At 47.8% G+C, this 18,268-nt stretch carries 15 protein-coding genes; 6 read left to right on the forward strand and 9 right to left on the reverse strand.

Features of this window, described 5'->3' with window-relative positions; translation table 11 throughout:
* Positions 1 to 79: 79 nt before the first annotated feature.
* The 4 genes from cmk to gyrA all read right to left on the reverse strand — a co-directional run bounded on the left by cmk (position 80) and on the right by gyrA (position 6,038).
* A complete protein-coding gene (cmk, locus tag MJX74_RS16490) occupies positions 80 to 769 on the reverse strand; it encodes a (d)CMP kinase (protein ID WP_240224108.1) in 690 nt (229 codons plus the stop codon).
* Between the two features lie 145 nt (positions 770 to 914).
* Complete coding sequence (aroA, locus tag MJX74_RS16495; RefSeq protein ID WP_240224110.1) at positions 915 to 2,195, reverse strand: 3-phosphoshikimate 1-carboxyvinyltransferase; 1,281 nt, start codon at positions 2,193 to 2,195, stop codon at positions 915 to 917.
* On the reverse strand, positions 2,192 to 3,274 hold the full coding sequence (gene serC, locus MJX74_RS16500; protein ID WP_240224112.1) for a 3-phosphoserine/phosphohydroxythreonine transaminase: 1,083 nt from the start codon (positions 3,272 to 3,274) through the stop codon (positions 2,192 to 2,194). The genes aroA and serC overlap by 4 nt, the downstream gene beginning before the upstream one ends.
* Before the next feature lie 145 nt (positions 3,275 to 3,419).
* The gene (gyrA, locus tag MJX74_RS16505; protein WP_240224114.1) at positions 3,420 to 6,038 is read right to left on the reverse strand and encodes a DNA topoisomerase (ATP-hydrolyzing) subunit A; all 2,619 of its coding nucleotides are present in this window, start codon (positions 6,036 to 6,038) and stop codon (positions 3,420 to 3,422) included.
* Between the two features lie 187 nt (positions 6,039 to 6,225).
* Between gyrA and ubiG the strand changes: the two genes are divergently transcribed.
* The 5 genes from ubiG to MJX74_RS16530 all read left to right on the forward strand — a co-directional run bounded on the left by ubiG (position 6,226) and on the right by MJX74_RS16530 (position 12,165).
* The gene (gene ubiG / locus MJX74_RS16510) at positions 6,226 to 6,936 is read left to right on the forward strand and encodes a bifunctional 2-polyprenyl-6-hydroxyphenol methylase/3-demethylubiquinol 3-O-methyltransferase UbiG (protein ID WP_240224116.1); all 711 of its coding nucleotides are present in this window, start codon (positions 6,226 to 6,228) and stop codon (positions 6,934 to 6,936) included.
* A gap of 341 nt (positions 6,937 to 7,277) precedes the next feature.
* Positions 7,278 to 9,563 (forward strand): class 1a ribonucleoside-diphosphate reductase subunit alpha, encoded by a 2,286-nt coding sequence (gene nrdA / locus MJX74_RS16515; protein ID WP_240224118.1) that lies wholly within the window; start codon positions 7,278 to 7,280, stop codon positions 9,561 to 9,563.
* Between the two features lie 70 nt (positions 9,564 to 9,633).
* The gene (gene nrdB / locus MJX74_RS16520; protein ID WP_240224120.1) at positions 9,634 to 10,764 is read left to right on the forward strand and encodes a class Ia ribonucleoside-diphosphate reductase subunit beta; all 1,131 of its coding nucleotides are present in this window, start codon (positions 9,634 to 9,636) and stop codon (positions 10,762 to 10,764) included.
* Positions 10,765 to 10,772: 8 nt separating this feature from the next.
* Positions 10,773 to 11,027, forward strand: a complete 255-nt coding sequence (gene yfaE, locus MJX74_RS16525; RefSeq protein WP_240224122.1) for a class I ribonucleotide reductase maintenance protein YfaE — start codon at positions 10,773 to 10,775, stop codon at positions 11,025 to 11,027.
* 70 nt (positions 11,028 to 11,097) lie between these two features.
* The gene (locus tag MJX74_RS16530) at positions 11,098 to 12,165 is read left to right on the forward strand and encodes a tetratricopeptide repeat protein (RefSeq protein WP_240224124.1); all 1,068 of its coding nucleotides are present in this window, start codon (positions 11,098 to 11,100) and stop codon (positions 12,163 to 12,165) included.
* A 19-nt stretch (positions 12,166 to 12,184) separates the two neighbouring features.
* Here the strand turns inward: MJX74_RS16530 and MJX74_RS16535 are convergent, their stop codons facing one another.
* The 5 genes from MJX74_RS16535 to MJX74_RS16555 form a co-directional block, all read right to left on the reverse strand.
* Positions 12,185 to 12,754: a YceI family protein gene (locus MJX74_RS16535; protein WP_240224126.1), complete on the reverse strand. Its 570-nt coding sequence runs from the start codon at positions 12,752 to 12,754 to the stop codon at positions 12,185 to 12,187.
* A gap of 14 nt (positions 12,755 to 12,768) precedes the next feature.
* Positions 12,769 to 13,317: a cytochrome b gene (locus tag MJX74_RS16540; protein ID WP_240224128.1), complete on the reverse strand. Its 549-nt coding sequence runs from the start codon at positions 13,315 to 13,317 to the stop codon at positions 12,769 to 12,771.
* A gap of 166 nt (positions 13,318 to 13,483) precedes the next feature.
* A complete protein-coding gene (gene trhO / locus MJX74_RS16545; protein ID WP_240224129.1) occupies positions 13,484 to 14,398 on the reverse strand; it encodes an oxygen-dependent tRNA uridine(34) hydroxylase TrhO in 915 nt (304 codons plus the stop codon).
* A gap of 95 nt (positions 14,399 to 14,493) precedes the next feature.
* On the reverse strand, positions 14,494 to 15,024 hold the full coding sequence (locus MJX74_RS16550) for a YaeQ family protein (RefSeq protein WP_240224131.1): 531 nt from the start codon (positions 15,022 to 15,024) through the stop codon (positions 14,494 to 14,496).
* Positions 15,025 to 15,069: 45 nt separating this feature from the next.
* Entirely contained in the window at positions 15,070 to 15,666 is a 597-nt protein-coding gene (locus tag MJX74_RS16555; RefSeq protein WP_240224133.1) for a LysE family translocator, read from the reverse strand.
* Between the two features lie 219 nt (positions 15,667 to 15,885).
* On the opposite strand from MJX74_RS16555, the gene MJX74_RS16560 reads away from it, so the two are divergent.
* A complete protein-coding gene (locus MJX74_RS16560; RefSeq protein ID WP_240224135.1) occupies positions 15,886 to 18,252 on the forward strand; it encodes a TonB-dependent receptor in 2,367 nt (788 codons plus the stop codon).
* Positions 18,253 to 18,268 lie beyond the last annotated feature (16 nt).

Raw genomic sequence — 18,268 nt, forward strand, 5'->3', positions numbered from 1 at the left:
CGTCGTGCGTTGTGGGGTTGCTAAATTTACCTGTTTAAATCCATTTAACAGGCTGTCCAAAATGCGGTTTTGGCCTGGTTCACACTAAGGCTGGTATTTTCATACCCGCGTAGTTCAGTACCTCTTCCAACACTTGTTCAATCGTTTTATTGGTCGAATCCAGTATGTAGGCGTCAGCAGCCGGTTTCATTGGCGCAGTAGCACGGTTAGTATCGCGCTCGTCTCTTGCCTGTATTTCGCTCAAAAGGTCGCCGATGTTAACATCAAAGCCCTTTTCTTTCAACTCTAAATAGCGCCGTCTGGCGCGCTCTTCCGGGGTGGCTGTTAAAAATATTTTAACCGCAGCCTGTGGAAATACCACAGTACCCATATCACGGCCATCGGCCACTAAACCGGGCTCTTCAGCAAAGGCACGCTGACGACGTAGCAATGCTTCTCTTACCCGTGGCAAAGAAGCAATTTTTGATGCTAAATCAGCGACTTCTTGTGTACGAATGGTATGCGACACATTTTCGCCTTCGAGGGTTATGCGTATATTGCCTTGCTCATCGCTGCTAAACTGCACATCCAGATGCGCAGCCAGCGGCTGCAATGCTTCTTCGTCATCACAAACAATCTGATGATGCATCGCGGCCAGAGCCAGCACGCGGTAAATAGCGCCACTGTCGAGTAATTGCCAGCCTAAACGCTGGGCCAGTAAACGGCAAATTGTGCCTTTGCCGGAACCGCCGGGGCCATCTATGGTAATTACTGCTGCAGAATGTGGCATCCTACCCCCTTTCAAACTACTGGTTAATCGGATTTAAAAACGGCGGTATTATACAGCTTTTTGCGACAAGATCTGTGTTTAATTGCGCTAAAGCGAAGGAAAGACGCGCAGTTGGAAGGCTACGCGTCTGGATGCATTTCGTTATTTAACAAGCCAGTTGGGCAAATAAACTAAAGTAATTCGGGAAGGTTTTAGCAGTGCAATCCGGATCTTCAATCGTTACCGGAGTGTCACTTAAAGCAACCAGCGAGAAACACATCGCCATACGATGGTCATTGTAAGTGGCAATGCTAGCGTGCTTAAGCGTAGCCGGTGGTGTCACTTTAATATAATCGTGGCCTTCTTCTACCTCTGCACCGACTTTTCGAAGCTCAGTCGCCATAGCGGCAAGCCGGTCGGTTTCTTTTACCCGCCAGTTATACACATTGCGGATAACCGTAGGACCTTTGGCGAATAGTGCTGTAGTAGCAATGGTCATGGCCGCATCGGGTATCGCATTGTAATCGCGATCTATACCCTTTAACGTGTTACGCGTTACTTTAATGTAGTCATCGCCCCACTCAACATCAGCTCCCATGGCTTGCAGTGCGTCAGCAAAGTGAATATCACCCTGTACCGCGTGTTTACCAATGCCGGTCACTTTTATGCTACCGCCTTTAATCGCTGCGGCCGCCAAAAAGTAAGAGGCTGATGATGCATCACCTTCTACCAGCCATTGGCCGGGCGAGCGGTAAAGCTGATTACCCTTGATGCTAAAACGCTTGTAGTCATGGTTTTGCACGCTAACACCAAAACGCTGCATCAGGGCCAGGGTAATATCAATATAGGGTTTGGATACCAGCTCACCAATGATGTCTATTTCGCTGTCACCGTTTAGCAGCGGTGCAATCATCAAGGCGGCGGTTAAAAACTGACTGGAAATACTGCCGTCGATTTGCATCCGCCCACCGTTAAGCGGCTTGCCTTTAATTTGCAGCGGTGGAAAGCCATCTTGCTGCAGATAAGTGATATCCGCCTGCCACTGGCGCAATGCATCTACCAGATGTCCGATAGGACGCTCGTACATGCGTGGCTCGCCGGTCAGAGTCACATCGACGTTAGACGCAGCCAGTGCCGCGGTTAACGGCCGCATCGCCGTGCCGGCATTACCGAGGAATATTGTCAGCGCCTGTGGCTGGTCAAACAAACCACCAATCCCCTGTACTTCGCACTTAGTACGACATGCTGATAACGTATAGCTTACACCCAACGCGGTTAAAGCGTTTAGCATATGGCGTACATCGTCACTGTCGAGCAAATTAGTGATCTGTGTTGTGCCTTGTGCCAATGCCGCCAGCAGCAATACACGATTAGAGATACTTTTCGAGCCGGGCAAATGCACTTCACCGGCAACCTTGGCAATAGGGTTAAGGGTTAATGTTTTCATCCGTGTACCCGCTCAAATTCCTGCATAAAACTGACTAAAGTTTGCACACCTTCCAGCGGCATAGCGTTATAAATACTGGCACGCATACCGCCCACCATACGATGGCCTTTAAGTGCCAGTAAGCCATGTGTTTCAGCCTGGTCGACAAACATATCGTTTAACCGCTCATCACTTAAGAAAAACGGCACATTCATCCACGACCGGTACGCCGGATCGACGTCATTGCTATAAAAATCACTTTTATCAATATAATCATACAGCAAGCTGGCTTTAGCCTGGTTACGCGTAGCCATCGCGGTAACGCCACCCTGCTGTTTTAGCCACTTAAATACTAATGCAGCCAGATACCAGGCAAAGGTAGGCGGAGTATTAAACATGCTGTCGTTTTCTGCGGCTAAACGGTAATCCAATACCGACGGAATAACCGCATCTTTGCCGGGTAACAAATCTTCGCGCACTATGGCCAACGTTAAACCTGACGGGCCGATATTTTTCTGTGCGCCGGCATAAATTACGCCGTAGCGGCTAACGTCAATTGGTCGCGATAAAATAGTCGAAGATAAGTCAGCAACGATTGGGCTGTTGGTTTGCGGTAAGGCGGTAAACTCGATGCCATCAACGGTTTCATTCGGGCAGCAATGTACATAGGCGGCGCCTTTGGTTAGCTGCCAGTTATTTGGTGCTACAACAGTACGAATACCGCCCGGGCTTTTTTGCCGGATATCCTGCGTTTTAATGTCGCCGAATTTTACCGCTTCTTCCACCGCCGATTTTGACCAGGCACCAGAGACAATATAATCGGCACTTTGGCCAGGCTTTAACAAATTAAGTGGCACTGCCGAGAACTGGCCTCGGCCACCGCCATGCATAAACAACACTTTATAATTTGCCGGAATACTGAGTAAATCGCGTAAATCCTGCTCAGCTTCTGCGGCCAGGCGAATAAAGGGTTTGCTACGGTGGCTCATTTCCATTACGGAACAACCATGTTGTTGCCAGTTAATAAATTCTTGTTGTGCCTGCTGCATTACCTCTACCGGCAACATTGCCGGGCCGGCACAAAAATTAAAGGTTGTCATTTTTACTGCTTACTCCTGATTTAGCGCATCTATTCAACTGGCCTGGTCGTATTTACTGCTGCCGGCTTAATACCGATCTTGCTGTTTTAATTTTGATACAATTAAAAGCAAAACGAGCGCATAAGCGCCCGTTTTGTATTTGGTGTTACTCTTCTTCATCCTGGGCTAACTGGGTATCCGTCAGTACAGTGCTGGCCGCCTTTTCTGCCTCGGCAGCGGCTAACTCTTCCGCATCCTGAATTTCGTCAACTTTAGCCACACCAACCACTTTTTCGTTGTCGGCTGTTCGGATCAGGATCACGCCCTGGGTATTACGACCCACTTCAGATACTTCATTAACGCGGGTGCGTACTAAGGTGCCTTTGTTGGAAATCATCATAATTTCATCCAACTCGTTCACCTGCACCGCACCTACCACCAGACCATTACGTTCGGATACCTTAATTGATACCACGCCCTGGGTAGCACGGCTCTTTGCCGGATATTCGGTTAATGAGGTACGTTTACCGTAGCCGTTTTCCGTTACGGTAAGAATTGGCCCCTCACCATTTGGAATAATTAACGACACCACTGAGCCGCCTTCGCGCAGCTTGATACCACGCACACCGGTAGCGGTACGGCCCATGCCACGCACCTGATCTTCAGTAAAGCGCACTACTTTACCGTCATCAGAGAACAGCATAATTTCACTGCTGCCATCAGTAATACCCACACCGATTAAACGATCACCGTCGTTCAGGTTAACAGCAATAATGCCGTTTGAACGTGGCCGAGAGTATTCCACCAGGGACGTTTTCTTCACGGTACCGTTAGCAGTGGCCATAAACACATATTTATCGGCTTCGTACTCACGTACTGGCAGAATAGCGTTAATACGCTCGCCTTCTTCCAGCGGCAGCAAGTTCACAATCGGCTTGCCACGGGCAGTACGGCTGGCCAGTGGTAACTGATACACCTTCATCCAGTACAGACGGCCGCGGTTAGAGAAACACAAAATGGTATCGTGGGTGCTGGCTACCAACAGCTTATCAACGAAGTCTTCATCTTTTACGGTAGTGGCCGCTTTACCTTTACCACCACGGCGCTGTGCTTCGTAATCAGACAATGGCTGATACTTGGCATAGCCTAAATGCGACAACGTCACTACCACATCTTCTTCAGTGATCAGGTCTTCCATATTGATATCCAGCATATTGTCCTGAATATCTGTACGCCGCGTGTCACCGTATTGCGCTTTTATTGCTTCGAGCTCTTCGCAGATCACTTCCATTAAGCGCTCCGGGCTACCCAGAATATGCAGTAACTCGGCAATCAGCTCTAACAGTTGCTTGTATTCGTCGAGAATTTTCTCGTGCTCAAGGCCTGTCAGCTTATGTAAGCGCAAGTCCAGAATCGCCTGTGCCTGTTGCTCAGTCAGGAAGTACATGCCATCACGAATACCGAAGTGCTCTTCGAGCCACTCTGGCCGCGCCGCATCTTGTCCGGCACGTTCCAGCATGGCGCTGACGTCGCCTAACTGCCAACCACGCTCGACTAAACCGGCTTTAGCTTCTGCCGGGCTGGCAGATTGCTTAATTAAATCAATAATATCGTCGATATTGGCCAGCGCTATGGCTAAGCCTTCAAGAATATGCGCACGGTCGCGGGCTTTACGCAGGTCGTACACGGTGCGGCGGGTAACCACTTCACGGCGGTGCAAGACAAAGCATTTAAGCATTTCAATTAAGCTAAGCAGCTTTGGCTGGCCCTGGTCCAGGGCTACCATATTGATGCCGAACACCGTTTGCATCTGGGTGTTGGTATACAGCTGGTTTAGCATAACATCGGTAGACTCACCGCGTTTCAGCTCAATAACAATGCGCATACCGTCTTTGTCAGACTCGTCGCGCAGTGCCGAAATACCTTCAATGCGTTTTTCTTTTACCAGCTCGGCAATTTTTTCAATTAAACGGGCTTTGTTAACCTGGTATGGAATTTCATTAACGATAATGGCTTCACGGCCGGTTTTTTCGTCGGTCTCTACCATGGTTTTGGCGCGGATATACACCTTACCACGGCCGGTACGGTAAGCTTCTTCAATACCTTTGCGGCCGTTAATAATAGCCGCAGTCGGGAAATCCGGGCCCGGAATGTATTGCATTAACTCGTGCAGCTCGATATCCGGGTTAGCAATTAATGCTAAGCAGCCGTCAATAACTTCAGTTAAGTTATGCGGCGGAATATTGGTGGCCATGCCCACGGCGATACCGCTGGAGCCGTTAATCAGCAAGTTAGGTAACTTGGTAGGCATTACTGCCGGAATTTGCTCAGTGCCGTCGTAGTTTGGCACAAAATCGACAGTTTCTTTGTCTAAATCGGCCAGCAGCTCGTGCGCAATCCGCGCCATCCGCACTTCGGTATAACGCATTGCTGCTGCGGAGTCGCCGTCGATAGAACCGAAGTTACCCTGGCCATCTACCAGCATATAACGCAGTGAAAATGGCTGCGCCATCCGTACTATAGTGTCGTACACAGCACTGTCGCCGTGCGGGTGGTATTTACCGATAACGTCACCTACCACACGGGCAGATTTTTTATAGGCTTTGTTCCAGTCATTGCCCAGTTCCTTCATCGCGAACAGCACGCGGCGGTGTACCGGCTTTAAGCCATCCCTTACGTCCGGTAAGGCGCGGCCAACAATGACGCTCATTGCGTAATCGAGGTACGAATTCTTTAATTCGTCTTCGATATTAATAGGAACTATTTCTCTGGCCAGATCTGTCATAAAACGCTAATTTCCCTTAAATCAGATAGATAACTCGCTTTTGTCGATGTTATAAAGCGCGAGACAACGCAGGATTCTAACACAGAAAATCACGCTTGCCATGCCCCAAATGCAACGCAAAGCACGCTTCGCCATTGCTCAAATGGATCAAGGCTTTATAATGCGCAAAAACTAACGAGCATCCAATATGACTGCAGATACTAATGTTGATCCGGGCGAAATCGCCAAGTTTAACGATATTGCCTCACGCTGGTGGGATCCAAGCGGCGAATTTAAGCCACTGCATTTACTTAATCCGGTACGGTTAAGCTACATTAGCGACGAGCTGCAGGGCCTGTTTGGTAAAACCGTTATCGATATCGGTTGTGGTGGCGGCATTTTAGCAGAAAGCATGGCGCGAAGCGGTGCCATAGTAACCGGGCTGGATATGGCCAATGATTCCCTTAACGTAGCGCGGCTGCACGCGTTGGAAGCCGGTGTTGAAGTAAATTATCAGCAGGTTACTGCCGAGCAATATGCGCAAAGCCATGCGGCACAGTTTGACGTGGTGACCTGTATGGAAATGCTGGAGCATGTACCACAGCCGATGTCGGTTATTCAGGCCTGTGCCGATTTAGCCAAACCCGGTGCCACACTGTTTTTCTCTACACTGAACAAAACCTGGAAAGCCTATCTGCTGGCCATTATTGGCGCAGAGCAGGTATTAAAACTGGTGCCCAAAGGTACGCATGAATTTAGTAAGTTTATCCGCCCATCCGAGCTGATGCGTTTTATCGAACAAGCCGGGCTTGAAGTAACCGACGCTACCGGGCTGCACTTTAACCCGATTAACGAGAGCTTTAAAACCGGCCCCGGTGTAGACGTAAACTATATCGTCGTTGCCCGTAAGCCAGCCTGAGACATCAGGCTGGTGATTTTTCCAGCGTCTAAATAGCCGCTGGCTATAAAAAAAAATATTGATAGAATAAATAAATTTAACCAGAGAAAAAGCTTGCGTTGTTCCGGTATATCTTTGCACACTGGCGGGGCGGTTAGCAGCTACTAACCCCAACCTTAGCGGCGGTATTTTTCCTCAGTGTTAAGCCTTGCAAAAAATCAAAATACACACTATCTTGTGATCACTTTCAAAAAAGCACCTATATGTTGTGTAATTAAGCAACAATGGCTGCTGGTAAAATAGCCGTGCGCTACATGGCTGACTATAACCATTAATTACAACTGAAATGGAAATCTGCAGCAATGACTCAATCTCTTTTCGTCACTAAACGTGATGGCCGCCGTGAAGCCTTAGATCTGGATAAAATTCACCGCGTTATTACCTGGGCCGCCGAAGGTTTGTCGAATGTATCGGTATCTCAGGTTGAGCTAAAGTCTCATATTCAGTTTTACGATGGTATTAAATCTGAAGATATTCATGAAACCATTATTAAGGCTGCGGCAGATCTGATCTCAAAAGACTGCCCGGACTACCAGTATCTGGCCGCCCGCCTGGCAGTGTTTCATTTGCGTAAAAAGGCCTACGGCCAGTTTGAACCACCACACCTGTATGATCAGGTTGTCAAAATGGTGGAAGCCAAGCGTTATGATCAGCATATTCTGGCCGATTACAGCCGTGATGAGCTGGAGCAAATGAACAGCTTTATCGACCACAGCCGTGACTTAAACTTCAGCTACGCTGCAGTAAAGCAGTTGGAAGGTAAATATCTGGTGCAAAACCGTGTAAGCGGTGAGATATATGAAAGCGCGCAGTTTCTTTATATGCTGGTTGCCGCCTGCCTGTTTGCAACTTACCCTAAATCGACCCGTTTAACCTATGTGCGCCGCTTCTACGATGCTTGCTCATTATTTAAATTGTCACTGCCAACCCCAATCATGTCGGGTGTGCGTACCCCTACCCGTCAATTCAGCTCTTGTGTGCTGATCGAATGCGGTGACAGCCTGGATTCTATTAACGCCACCTCAAGCGCCATTGTTAAATATGTTAGCCAGCGTGCAGGTATCGGTATTAACGCCGGCCGTATTCGTGCACTGGGTAGCCCAATCCGTAACGGCGAAGCTTTTCATACCGGCTGTATTCCATTTTACAAACATTTTCAAACTGCCGTTAAAAGCTGCTCGCAAGGTGGCGTCCGTGGTGGTGCTGCAACGTTATTCTATCCGCTGTGGCATTTAGAAGTTGAATCTCTGCTGGTGTTAAAAAATAACCGCGGCGTAGAAGAAAACCGTGTACGGCATTTGGATTATGGCGTGCAGTTTAACCGCCTGATGTACACCCGGTTAATTAAAGATGATTACATCACCCTGTTCAGCCCATCAGATGTGCCCGGCCTGTACGATGCCTTCTTTGAAGATCAGGAAAAGTTTGAAGAACTGTATGTTAAATACGAAGCCGATACGTCTATCCGCAAAAAGCGCTTAAAGGCACTGGAGCTGTTTACGCTATTTATGCAGGAACGCGCCAGTACCGGTCGTATTTACCTGCAAAACGTTGACCACTGCAATACCCACAGCCCGTTTAACCCGAAGTTAGCGCCGGTACGTCAGAGCAATCTGTGTCTGGAAATTGCCCTGCCAACCAAACCAATGAACGATGTAAACGATCCGGAAGGCGAAATTGCACTTTGTACGCTGTCAGCGTTTAACTTAGGCGCTATTGAAAACCTGAACGAGCTGGAAGAGCTGGCAGAACTGGCGGTGCGCTCACTGGACAGCCTGCTGGACTATCAGGACTACCCTATTCCGGCTGCTTTTCATGCTTCTATCAGCCGCCGTACCTTAGGTGTGGGTGTGATTAACTACGCCTATTATCTGGCGAAAAACGGCGTGAAATACTCTGACGGTTCAGCTAATGGTTTAACACACCGCACTTTTGAAGCCATTCAGTATTATTTACTCAAAGCGTCGAACAAGCTGGCACAGGAATTTGGCGCCTGCCCTAAATTTAATGAAACAACCTATGCTCAGGGCATACTGCCAATTGACAGCTACAAGAAAGATCTCGACAAAGTGTGTAGCGAGCCGCTGCTGCTGGACTGGGAGCAACTGCGCAAAGACATCCTTAATCATGGCTTGCGTAACTCAACATTGTCAGCATTAATGCCGTCTGAAACGTCGTCGCAAATCTCCAATGCCACTAACGGCATTGAACCACCGCGCGGCCATATCAGCGTTAAAGCCAGTAAAGACGGTATTTTAAAGCAGGTGGTGCCAGAGTATGAGCGGCTGAAAAACCAGTATGAGTTGTTGTGGGATATCCCGAACAACACCGGTTATATCTCTCTGGTGGCCATTATGCAGAAATTTATCGACCAGACCATTTCTGCTAACACCAACTATGACCCCAATAAGTTTGATGGTGGCAAAGTACCCATGAAGCTGTTGCTGCAAGACTTACTGTCGGCGTATAAGCTGGGGGTAAAAACCATGTACTACCACAATACCCGTGACGGCGCTTCAGACATACAGGAAGACATTAAACCTGAAGTGGAAGATGACGGCTGCGCAGGCGGTGCCTGTAAAATTTAATTCCGGACTAAACGGGCTACTTCGGTAGCCCGTACTTTGTAATGACACCCTATTAGGACGATAAGCGGCAATGGCGTACACAACCTTTAACCGACAAATTAACGATCAAATGAAAGAGCCAATGTTCTTCGGTAATCCGGTGAATGTTTCGCGCTATGATCAGCAAAAATACGGCATTTTCGAAAAACTAATCGAAAAACAGCTGAGCTTTTTCTGGCGGCCGGAAGAAGTTGATGTCAGTAAAGACAGGATTGATTACCAAAACCTGCCGGATCATGAAAAGCATATTTTTATCAGCAACCTGAAATACCAGACACTGCTGGATTCCGTACAGGGCCGTTCGCCCAATGTTGCTTTTCTGCCTATTGTTTCTTTGCCTGAGCTGGAAACCTGGATTGAAACCTGGGCCTTTAGTGAAACTATTCACAGCCGCAGCTATACCCACATAGTACGTAACATTAGTGCCGAGCCGCACAAAGTGTTTGACGATATTATGCTGAACGAAAAAATTCTTGAACGCGCCGACGATGTTACCCGCTACTACGACGACCTGATAGACGGCATTAACCTGTATCAGCGCTGTGGTGAAGGCACGCACACTATTAATGGTGAAACACTCAGCATCAGCCTGTACGAGCTTAAACGCCGGTTGTACTTGTGTGTCATGTCGGTAAACGTGCTCGAAGCGATCCGTTTTTATGTTAGCTTTGCCTGCAGCTTTGCTTTTGCTGAGCGCGAGTTAATGGAGGGTAATGCTAAAATTATCCGTCTGATAGCCCGCGACGAAGCGCTGCATTTAACCGGCACCCAGCATATGCTGAATATTATGGCCGCCGGTGAAGACGATGCCGATATGGCCAAAATAGCTAAAGAATGTGAAGAAGAAGCTTATGCTATTTTCCGTAAAGCCGCCGAGCAGGAAAAAGACTGGGCTCAATATTTGTTTAAAGACGGTTCAATGATTGGCCTGAATAAAGATATTTTATGCCAGTATGTCGAATACATTACCAACAGCCGGATGCAGGCTATTGGCATGAAAGCCATTTTTTCGACCACGCAAAACCCTATTCCGTGGATCAACACCTGGCTGGTATCTGACAATGTGCAGGTCGCGCCACAGGAAGCTGAAATCAGCTCTTATCTGGTTGGCCAGATTGATAACGAAGTTGATGGTGGCGACTTCGGCGATTTCGACCTCTAAGCCTGTTTATGCCTAGCGTTAAGCTTAGCAATGGCGTTGTGATCAATTTTGATGGCAGCGCCCAAACCTTGCTTGAGGCACTGGAGCGCAAAAAACTAGAGGTAAACTTTCATTGCCGTGAAGGTTATTGTGGTGCCTGCCGCTGTAAATTAGTCAGCGGCGAAGTAAATTATATAAATGAGCCGCTGGCTTTTGTGCGTAAAGGTGAGTTTCTGCCGTGCTGTAGCGTTCCGGTTACAGATATAGAAATTGAAATCCCCTGAACTGATGGTAATTTCCAGCGTATTCCCGCAGACTATTGATAATACTCGTTGATCTTTAAGGAGATCGATAATGAAAGCCTTATTGTTTTTGCTCGCAGGTGCCCTACCCAGCAGCAATGTAGCCCAGTACGAAACATTGCTGGCTAAATCTCAGTTTAGCGAACTTGAACACCAAATTTTACAACAAAGCGACTACAAGCAGCATGGTGATGTACTGGTGGTGTATGCCCGGGCATTGATTGCACAGCAGCGGCTGGAGGATGCGAACACCCTGCTTAACTTCGCCGTAGAGCAGTTTCCGGGTAACAGCGAGCTGAACTATCTGGCAGGCTTGGGCAAAATCCGTTTAGCAAGTGATGGTAACGTATTTTCGGCTAAAGAACGGGCGGCACGTGGGGTAGAACTACTGCAAAAAGCCGTGATTATAAAGCCCGATCACTACGCTGCGCGCCAGGCTCTGATTGATTTTTACAGCGTTGCACCTGCCAATGCCGGTGGCGACAAAGAATTAGCCCTCGCCATGACAGAGCAACTGGCTAAAGAAAACCCAGCTCAGGCATTACTGGCACAAAGCCGTATTTTACTCAATGAGAATAAACCAACAGAAGCTCTGGCATTGCTGGAAACCATGATGCCTGATCCACCTAATGCCCGTTTACTGGCACGTAAAGCACAAATTCTCGCTGAGCTGGAAGAATACGATGCCGCCTTTGTAAACTATAAACTGGCAGCAGAGCAAGCTACTGATCTAACTGATAAATATAATGCGCTGTATCATATTGGCCGTCTGGCAGTAGTAGCGGATCAGGACGCCATGATGGGCATTACCGCATTACAGCAATATCTGGAGTTTTATCAGGATAGTGAAAACAAAATATTGCCCTGGGCAACTTTACGTCTGGCGCAGTTAATGTATCGTACCGGTGATAATTTTGAAGCCACATTGCTGGTAGGCAGCCTGACGCATGCCCGGGTTGCAGATGAAGAATTTAACCTGATTTTGCTAAGCTTACTCAGTGCGTTAAAAGCCAAAACCGCGCCTGCCGTTATTGAGCAACCAGAGGCGGCCACAGAGCAACCCAGCGAAGAGTCGAAAAATAACCAACAAAACCAAACCGAAACAAAACAGGAGATCTGATGATCTCCTGTTTTATGCCTTACTTCCGAACACCTTCTACCGTTAAATCCAGCTGCACTGTGGCAGATGCCGGACCTAAATCAGTATTAATAGCAAAGTCTTTTAATGTCAGGGTTGTAGTACCGGCAAAACCTGCACGGTAACCACCCCAAGGATCTTTACCCTCTCCCAGTTTTTCAGCAGCGATAACAACCTCTTTGGTAACACCGTTTAATGTAAGGTTGCCGTGTAAATCGAAGCTTTCACCAGCTTTTGGTACAATTTTAGTGCTGACGAAAGTGGCTTTAGGGTGCTTACTAACATTTAAAAAATCACCGCTGCGTAAGTGCTTATCACGCTCAGCATGGTTAGAGTCCACACTGTTAGTGTCAATAGTCAGCTGAATTTTAGAGGCTTCCAGTTTGTTAGCATCGTAGCTGAAATCACCGGAAAACGTATTAAAGCGGCCATACAGCCAGCTGTAACCCAGGTGGCTTATTTTAAACTGTACGAAGGCATGAGCGCCTTCTGTATCAATTACATAATCAGCTGCTTGAGCCGGTATTGTCATCATTGCGGCCATTGAGGCAGCCAGTAATAGTTTTTTCATAGTGATCTCCAAAGTTAAGGTTTACGCCCAAACATGCGTTTTAGCGTATTGTCTTTATCAATAAAATGATGCTTTAACGCCGCCAGGCCATGCAGTACAGCCAAGGTTATTAAACTGTAGGCGACATATTCATGCACCAAGCCTGCTATATCCGCCTGGTTGGCAAACAACGCCCCCAGCGCAGGGACATCGAACCAGGTAAATACCGCTATTGGCCGGCCATCTTCAGTCGAGATCAGATAGCCACTTAACACCAATATAAAAATACCTAAATACAAACAAAACTGTACTACGGCCGATGTACGTTTCTCCCAACCTTTATGCGAAACCAACGCTCGTGGCGGCGGGCTGAAATAACGCCATAAAACGCGCAGTAACATTGCTATGGCCAGCAAGATACCAACACTTTTATGCCAGTATGGCGCCGTTCGATACCATTCGCTATAGTAGCTCAGATCTACCATCCAAAAACCTACACCAAACAAGCCAAATACTGTTAATGCTACCAGCCAGTGCAGTACTACACTGATTAAACCATAATGGGATGAACTATTTTTCAGCATACTGAGCTCCTATAATTTCTTGATAATATAGCAATTTCATTAAAGTAAAATTGCAATATTCATCAAAGATAATTCTATTTATTAGAAAGGTTGGCCGGTGTCATTTTTATAACGGCGCAAAAAAGCCAGCATTAAGCTGGCTTCAGATCATAGCTAACAGCGATATTTACTCAAATTTACCATCACGAATATGTTTATCACCGCGCTGCTTGGCCAGCTCTACCTGGCGCTGGCGTTCGGCAAAAGCGGCCTTTTGCTCGTCTGTGGTTTTATCATGACAATGCGGACAGCTTAAGCCTTTAACATAGTGCTCAGATGCCATTTCAGCTTGGGACAGCGGCATGCGACAAGCATAGCACTGATCATAACTGCCCTGCTCCAGGCCATGTTTAACCGCAACACGCTGATCAAACACAAAGCACTCGCCCTGCCATAAGCTGCCTTCCTGTGGCATTTCCTCTAAATACTTTAAAATACCGCCGTCGAGGTGATACACCTCATCAAAGCCCTGCTCTTTTAAAAAGGCAGTGGATTTTTCACAGCGGATACCGCCGGTACAAAACATCGCGACTTTTTTATGTTTGGTTTTATCCAGGTTTTCTGCGGCCCACTGCGGAAATTCACGAAAGGTGGTGGTGTTAGGATTGACCGCATGTTTAAAGGTGCCGATAGCCACTTCGTAATCATTGCGGGTATCGATCAGGATGGTATCAGGATCGCTGATGAGTGTGTTCCAGTCATCACCTTTAACATAGCTGCCGACAATGTGCGCCGGGTTGATACCCTCAACGCCCATAGTGACAATTTCTTTTTTCAGTTTTACTTTAGTGCGGTAAAACGCCAACTCATCAGACAGCGATTCTTTATAGCTCATGCCAGCAAAGCGACCATCGGCATCCAGCCAGGCTTTAACCGCGTCCACGCCTTCGCGTTCACCACAGATGGTGCCGTTAATGCCTTCTTCGGCCAGTAACAATGTGCCTTTAACTTTGTTGGCCACCATGCAATCGTACAAGGTATCGCGCAGCGTAACGTAATCAGGTAAACGGACAAACTTATATAAAGCAGCAACTACATACATATTTCACCTCTTGCAACGTCGGATCGTAAATCCGCAGCAATATTAAAAATCGCGCGTATTATAGCGTCCGCTGTAATTAAGGCAAGGCCACAACATTAATGTGGTTTTTCCAACAGGGCCGTAAGATTAAGTTGTAATAAATGCTCACCGTCGGTGATGGATAACAGCGGCTCTTCACGCCAAACACTGAGTTTCATATGGCTTTTCAACATCAGGCAGAACTCTGCCAACTGCGCAGAGCTAAGGGTGAAAATGCGTTGATTAGCCGGGCAATCGTTATGCTGTGCTTTTGTAGTTTCCTGCTCGTCTAATACCAGTAACAGTTGATCCGCCAGGTGCGAGGCGCGCAGCAGACGTTTTTCGGCTACTAACTCCAGTTGGCACCAGAGCTGAAAATGCTGTTGTTGATCCTGAATAAACAGGTCAGGCGCTTTACCGCCTGAGTCGTCTTTAGCAAAGCTGGGATGTTGCTCATACAAGCTAAGATAAGCCAATAAACGTTTGGCAAAATGTTCGGCGCTCTCGCCCTGCCAGGGCGAGACATAATGCCGTTGTTGCTGATAAGCATGGCTGGCTTCGCAACTGTATTGCAGATCCAGCGTTATTACCTTGCTGGCCATTTGCATGATAGCAACCCCACTAAACCAGACTCTGCCTGGCGTAAGCAGAGTTTAGCTGTTAATACTGGTCACTACCAAATGCATAGCCAGTGCCAACAATAACAAACCCATTAAGCGGTCAAACCAGTAGCCCTTTAACAATAAAAAACCTCTTACTTTAGTATGGGTTAACACCACAGAGAGCATACAGAACCAGGCTGCAGTAGCGATGGACATATAAACGCCGTAGATAATTTTGTAAGAAAGTGGCGTAAGCGGCGAAATAATGACCGCAAACAACGATAAAAAGAACAACGTTGCTTTCGGGTTTAAACCATTGGTAATAAAACCGGCAATGAAGGCTTTACGCGCCGACGGCACTTTATCCGCGCTGCTGCCGGCTATCGCCTGTTCAGGATGCGCCGGCGCCTGGCTTCTTAGTGCCATTACACCGATATAAAACAAATAACCCGCTGCGGCAAAGCTCAGCACTTTAAACAGCCAGGGCGTAGTTTGAATAAGTACGGCGATGCCCACCAGTGACCAGGTAACATGCAGTAGTATTGCAGCACCAATGCCAATGCTGGCAGCAATCGCTTGTTGGCGACCAAACCGCACGGCATAACGCAGCACTATGGCAAAATCAGGCCCCGGGCTTGCTACGGCCATCAGGTGCACTAGCGCAATTAATAAAAATTCTGGCCAAAAACCTGTCACATAAACCTCAGCTGCAAAAAGCCATTATTCTAATAACTTCTGCCGCTGTTGTACCAGCGTTTAATCGCTCAGCGTTGCAACTTAGTCGTTTCAGAGGGTACAACCCTTGCTGGCATATAATAAACCTGTAAAATGTTACAATATCACGCTAATTTATTGAGAGAATACAAGATGCGCCGTTCCTCTGCTTTGCAACGTTACAGCCTGTTAGCGGTATTTGTCAGCCTGGCATTTAATGTTGCAGCACAAGAGCCATCACAGCGCTATACCGGCGTTGTAACCGATACCCAGGGCAAGCCGTTAAAAAACGCCCGGGTGCACATTCATGGCCGCCAGCAGTATGTGTATGCCGATGAACAAGGCCGGTTTAGTATTCAGGCGCCGGCCAAAGCTGAGCTGCATATCTCTGCCGCCGGTTATGGTGACAGCTTTGTTACTGTAACGCCGGCGCAACAACAACTGAATATCAACTTAGCGCCGGGCGGTATAGAGCGTATTGTCGTAGCCGCTTCTGGTATTCATAAATACAACCTGGAAATGGCTACACCGGTATCGGTATTAACCGGTGAAGAGCTAAGCCGTCGCACCGAGCCTACCATTGGCGAAACACTGAAATATGAACCCGGTGTGCACGCAAATTACTATGGCCCTGTGGCATCAAGCCCGGTGATCCGCGGTTTGGACGGCCCGCGTGTACGTATTTTAAATAATGGTTTAGACACAGCTGACGTGTCCCGTGTCGGGCCAGACCATGCTATTACCGCCGATGCAATTACCGCACAACAATTAGAAGTGCTGCGAGGCCCCGCTACGTTGTTGTATGGCAGTGGTGCAATTGGCGGTGTTATTAATGTGGTAGATAACCGTATTCCGCGCCAGTTACGCGCCAGCAGCGAAACCAAACTGGAAACCCGCTACGTTGATGTATCCGATGAAAAAACCGTTGCGCTGAACCATGAAGGCAGTAGCGATAATATTGCCTGGCATTTTGATGGCTTTAACCGTGATGGTTCAGACTATGATGTACCACTTTTTAGCAACGACGAAGGCGAAAGCAGTCACACTCTGGAAAACTCCTGGATCCAAAGCAAAGCCGTTAATGGCGGTGTCAGCTACATTGGCGATCGGAGCTTATTTGGCATCAGCATTGGCCGGTTAGAGTCTGACTATGGCATCCCAGGCCATCATCACCACGCAGATGAGCACGAAGAAGAACATGATGATGAGCACATGCATGATGAGGAAAGTGTTTTTGCTAAATTAAAGCAAAACCGTGTCAGCCTGGCTGGCGAATGGTATACCCCATTTAGCGGTATTGAAACGCTGGCGTTTAATACCGCCTACACCGATTATCAGCATCAGGAAATTGAAGCCGGCAGCATTGGCACCACCTTTAAAAATAAAGCACTGGAAAGCCGTATTACGCTGGAACATGAGGCAATTGGCGGCTGGCACGGGCTGGTGGGTTATCATTTACAGCACTCTGATTACCAAGCCTTTGGCGAAGAAGCTTTTACGCCAGACAGCAAGACATTAACGCACGCCTTATTTCTGTTGGAAGAAAAACAGTTCGGTAATTTGTCCGCTCAGTTGGGGGGCCGTATCGAACGGACCAAGCATGGCGCCGGCACACTGGCGCTGGGCCATGATGGTGCCTTAATCAATGGTATTTCTGACAGGTTCGCCGCTGTCAGTGCATCGGCCGGTGTGGTTTGGGAATTTGTACCGGGTTTCTCCTGGGCACTGGCGGTTAGCCGCTCAGAGCGCGCGCCAAGCGCAGCCGAGCTGTATTCTAACGGAGCCCACATCGCTACCAGTAGCTATGAGCTCGGCCTGATGTACCAGCTACAAGATGGCGAGCTGGAATTATCGGAACATAAAGCAAAAAGAGAGACGGCAAATAATATCGATATCACCTTTCGCAGTTTTAAAGGTGATCTGAGTTTTACCTATAACTTTTTCTATAACAAGGTACATAACTATCTGTATCTGGCAGATACCGGCCTGACAATGGAAGATCTGGAAGCGGGCCATGAGCACGACACGGGTGAAGAAGATGCTGCAGAGGAAGAGCACCACCACGACAGCTTTGGCCTGTATCAGTATCAACAACAGGACGCCACGCTATATGGTGCCGAATTTGAGGCCCGTTATCAGTTAGATCATGCCCAATCACTAAATGTGTTTTTTGATGCAGTGCGCGCCAAACTGGACGGCGGCGATTACCTGCCACGTATTCCACCGTATAAAACCGGTTTGGGCTATCAGTATAAAGGTATAAGCTGGAGTGCTGATTTGGGTGTGACGCGTTACGCAAAACAAAACAAAGTGGCCACAAACGAAACCGTTACCAAAGCCTACACTCTGCTTGATGCCAGTGTAAATTACGATTTCAGCTTGTCGCAGTTAGATATGAGCGTATTTTTACGCGGTACTAATTTAACCAACGAGCTGGGATTTGTGCACAGCTCTTTTATCAAAGCAGACGCGCCATTACCGGGCCGGGCAATAACGCTGGGCCTGCGGGCAACCTTTTAATATTTACGCCCGGTTT

It is taken from the genome of Rheinheimera hassiensis, assembly GCF_022436675.1.
GTDB lineage: Bacteria > Pseudomonadota > Gammaproteobacteria > Enterobacterales > Alteromonadaceae > Alishewanella > Alishewanella hassiensis.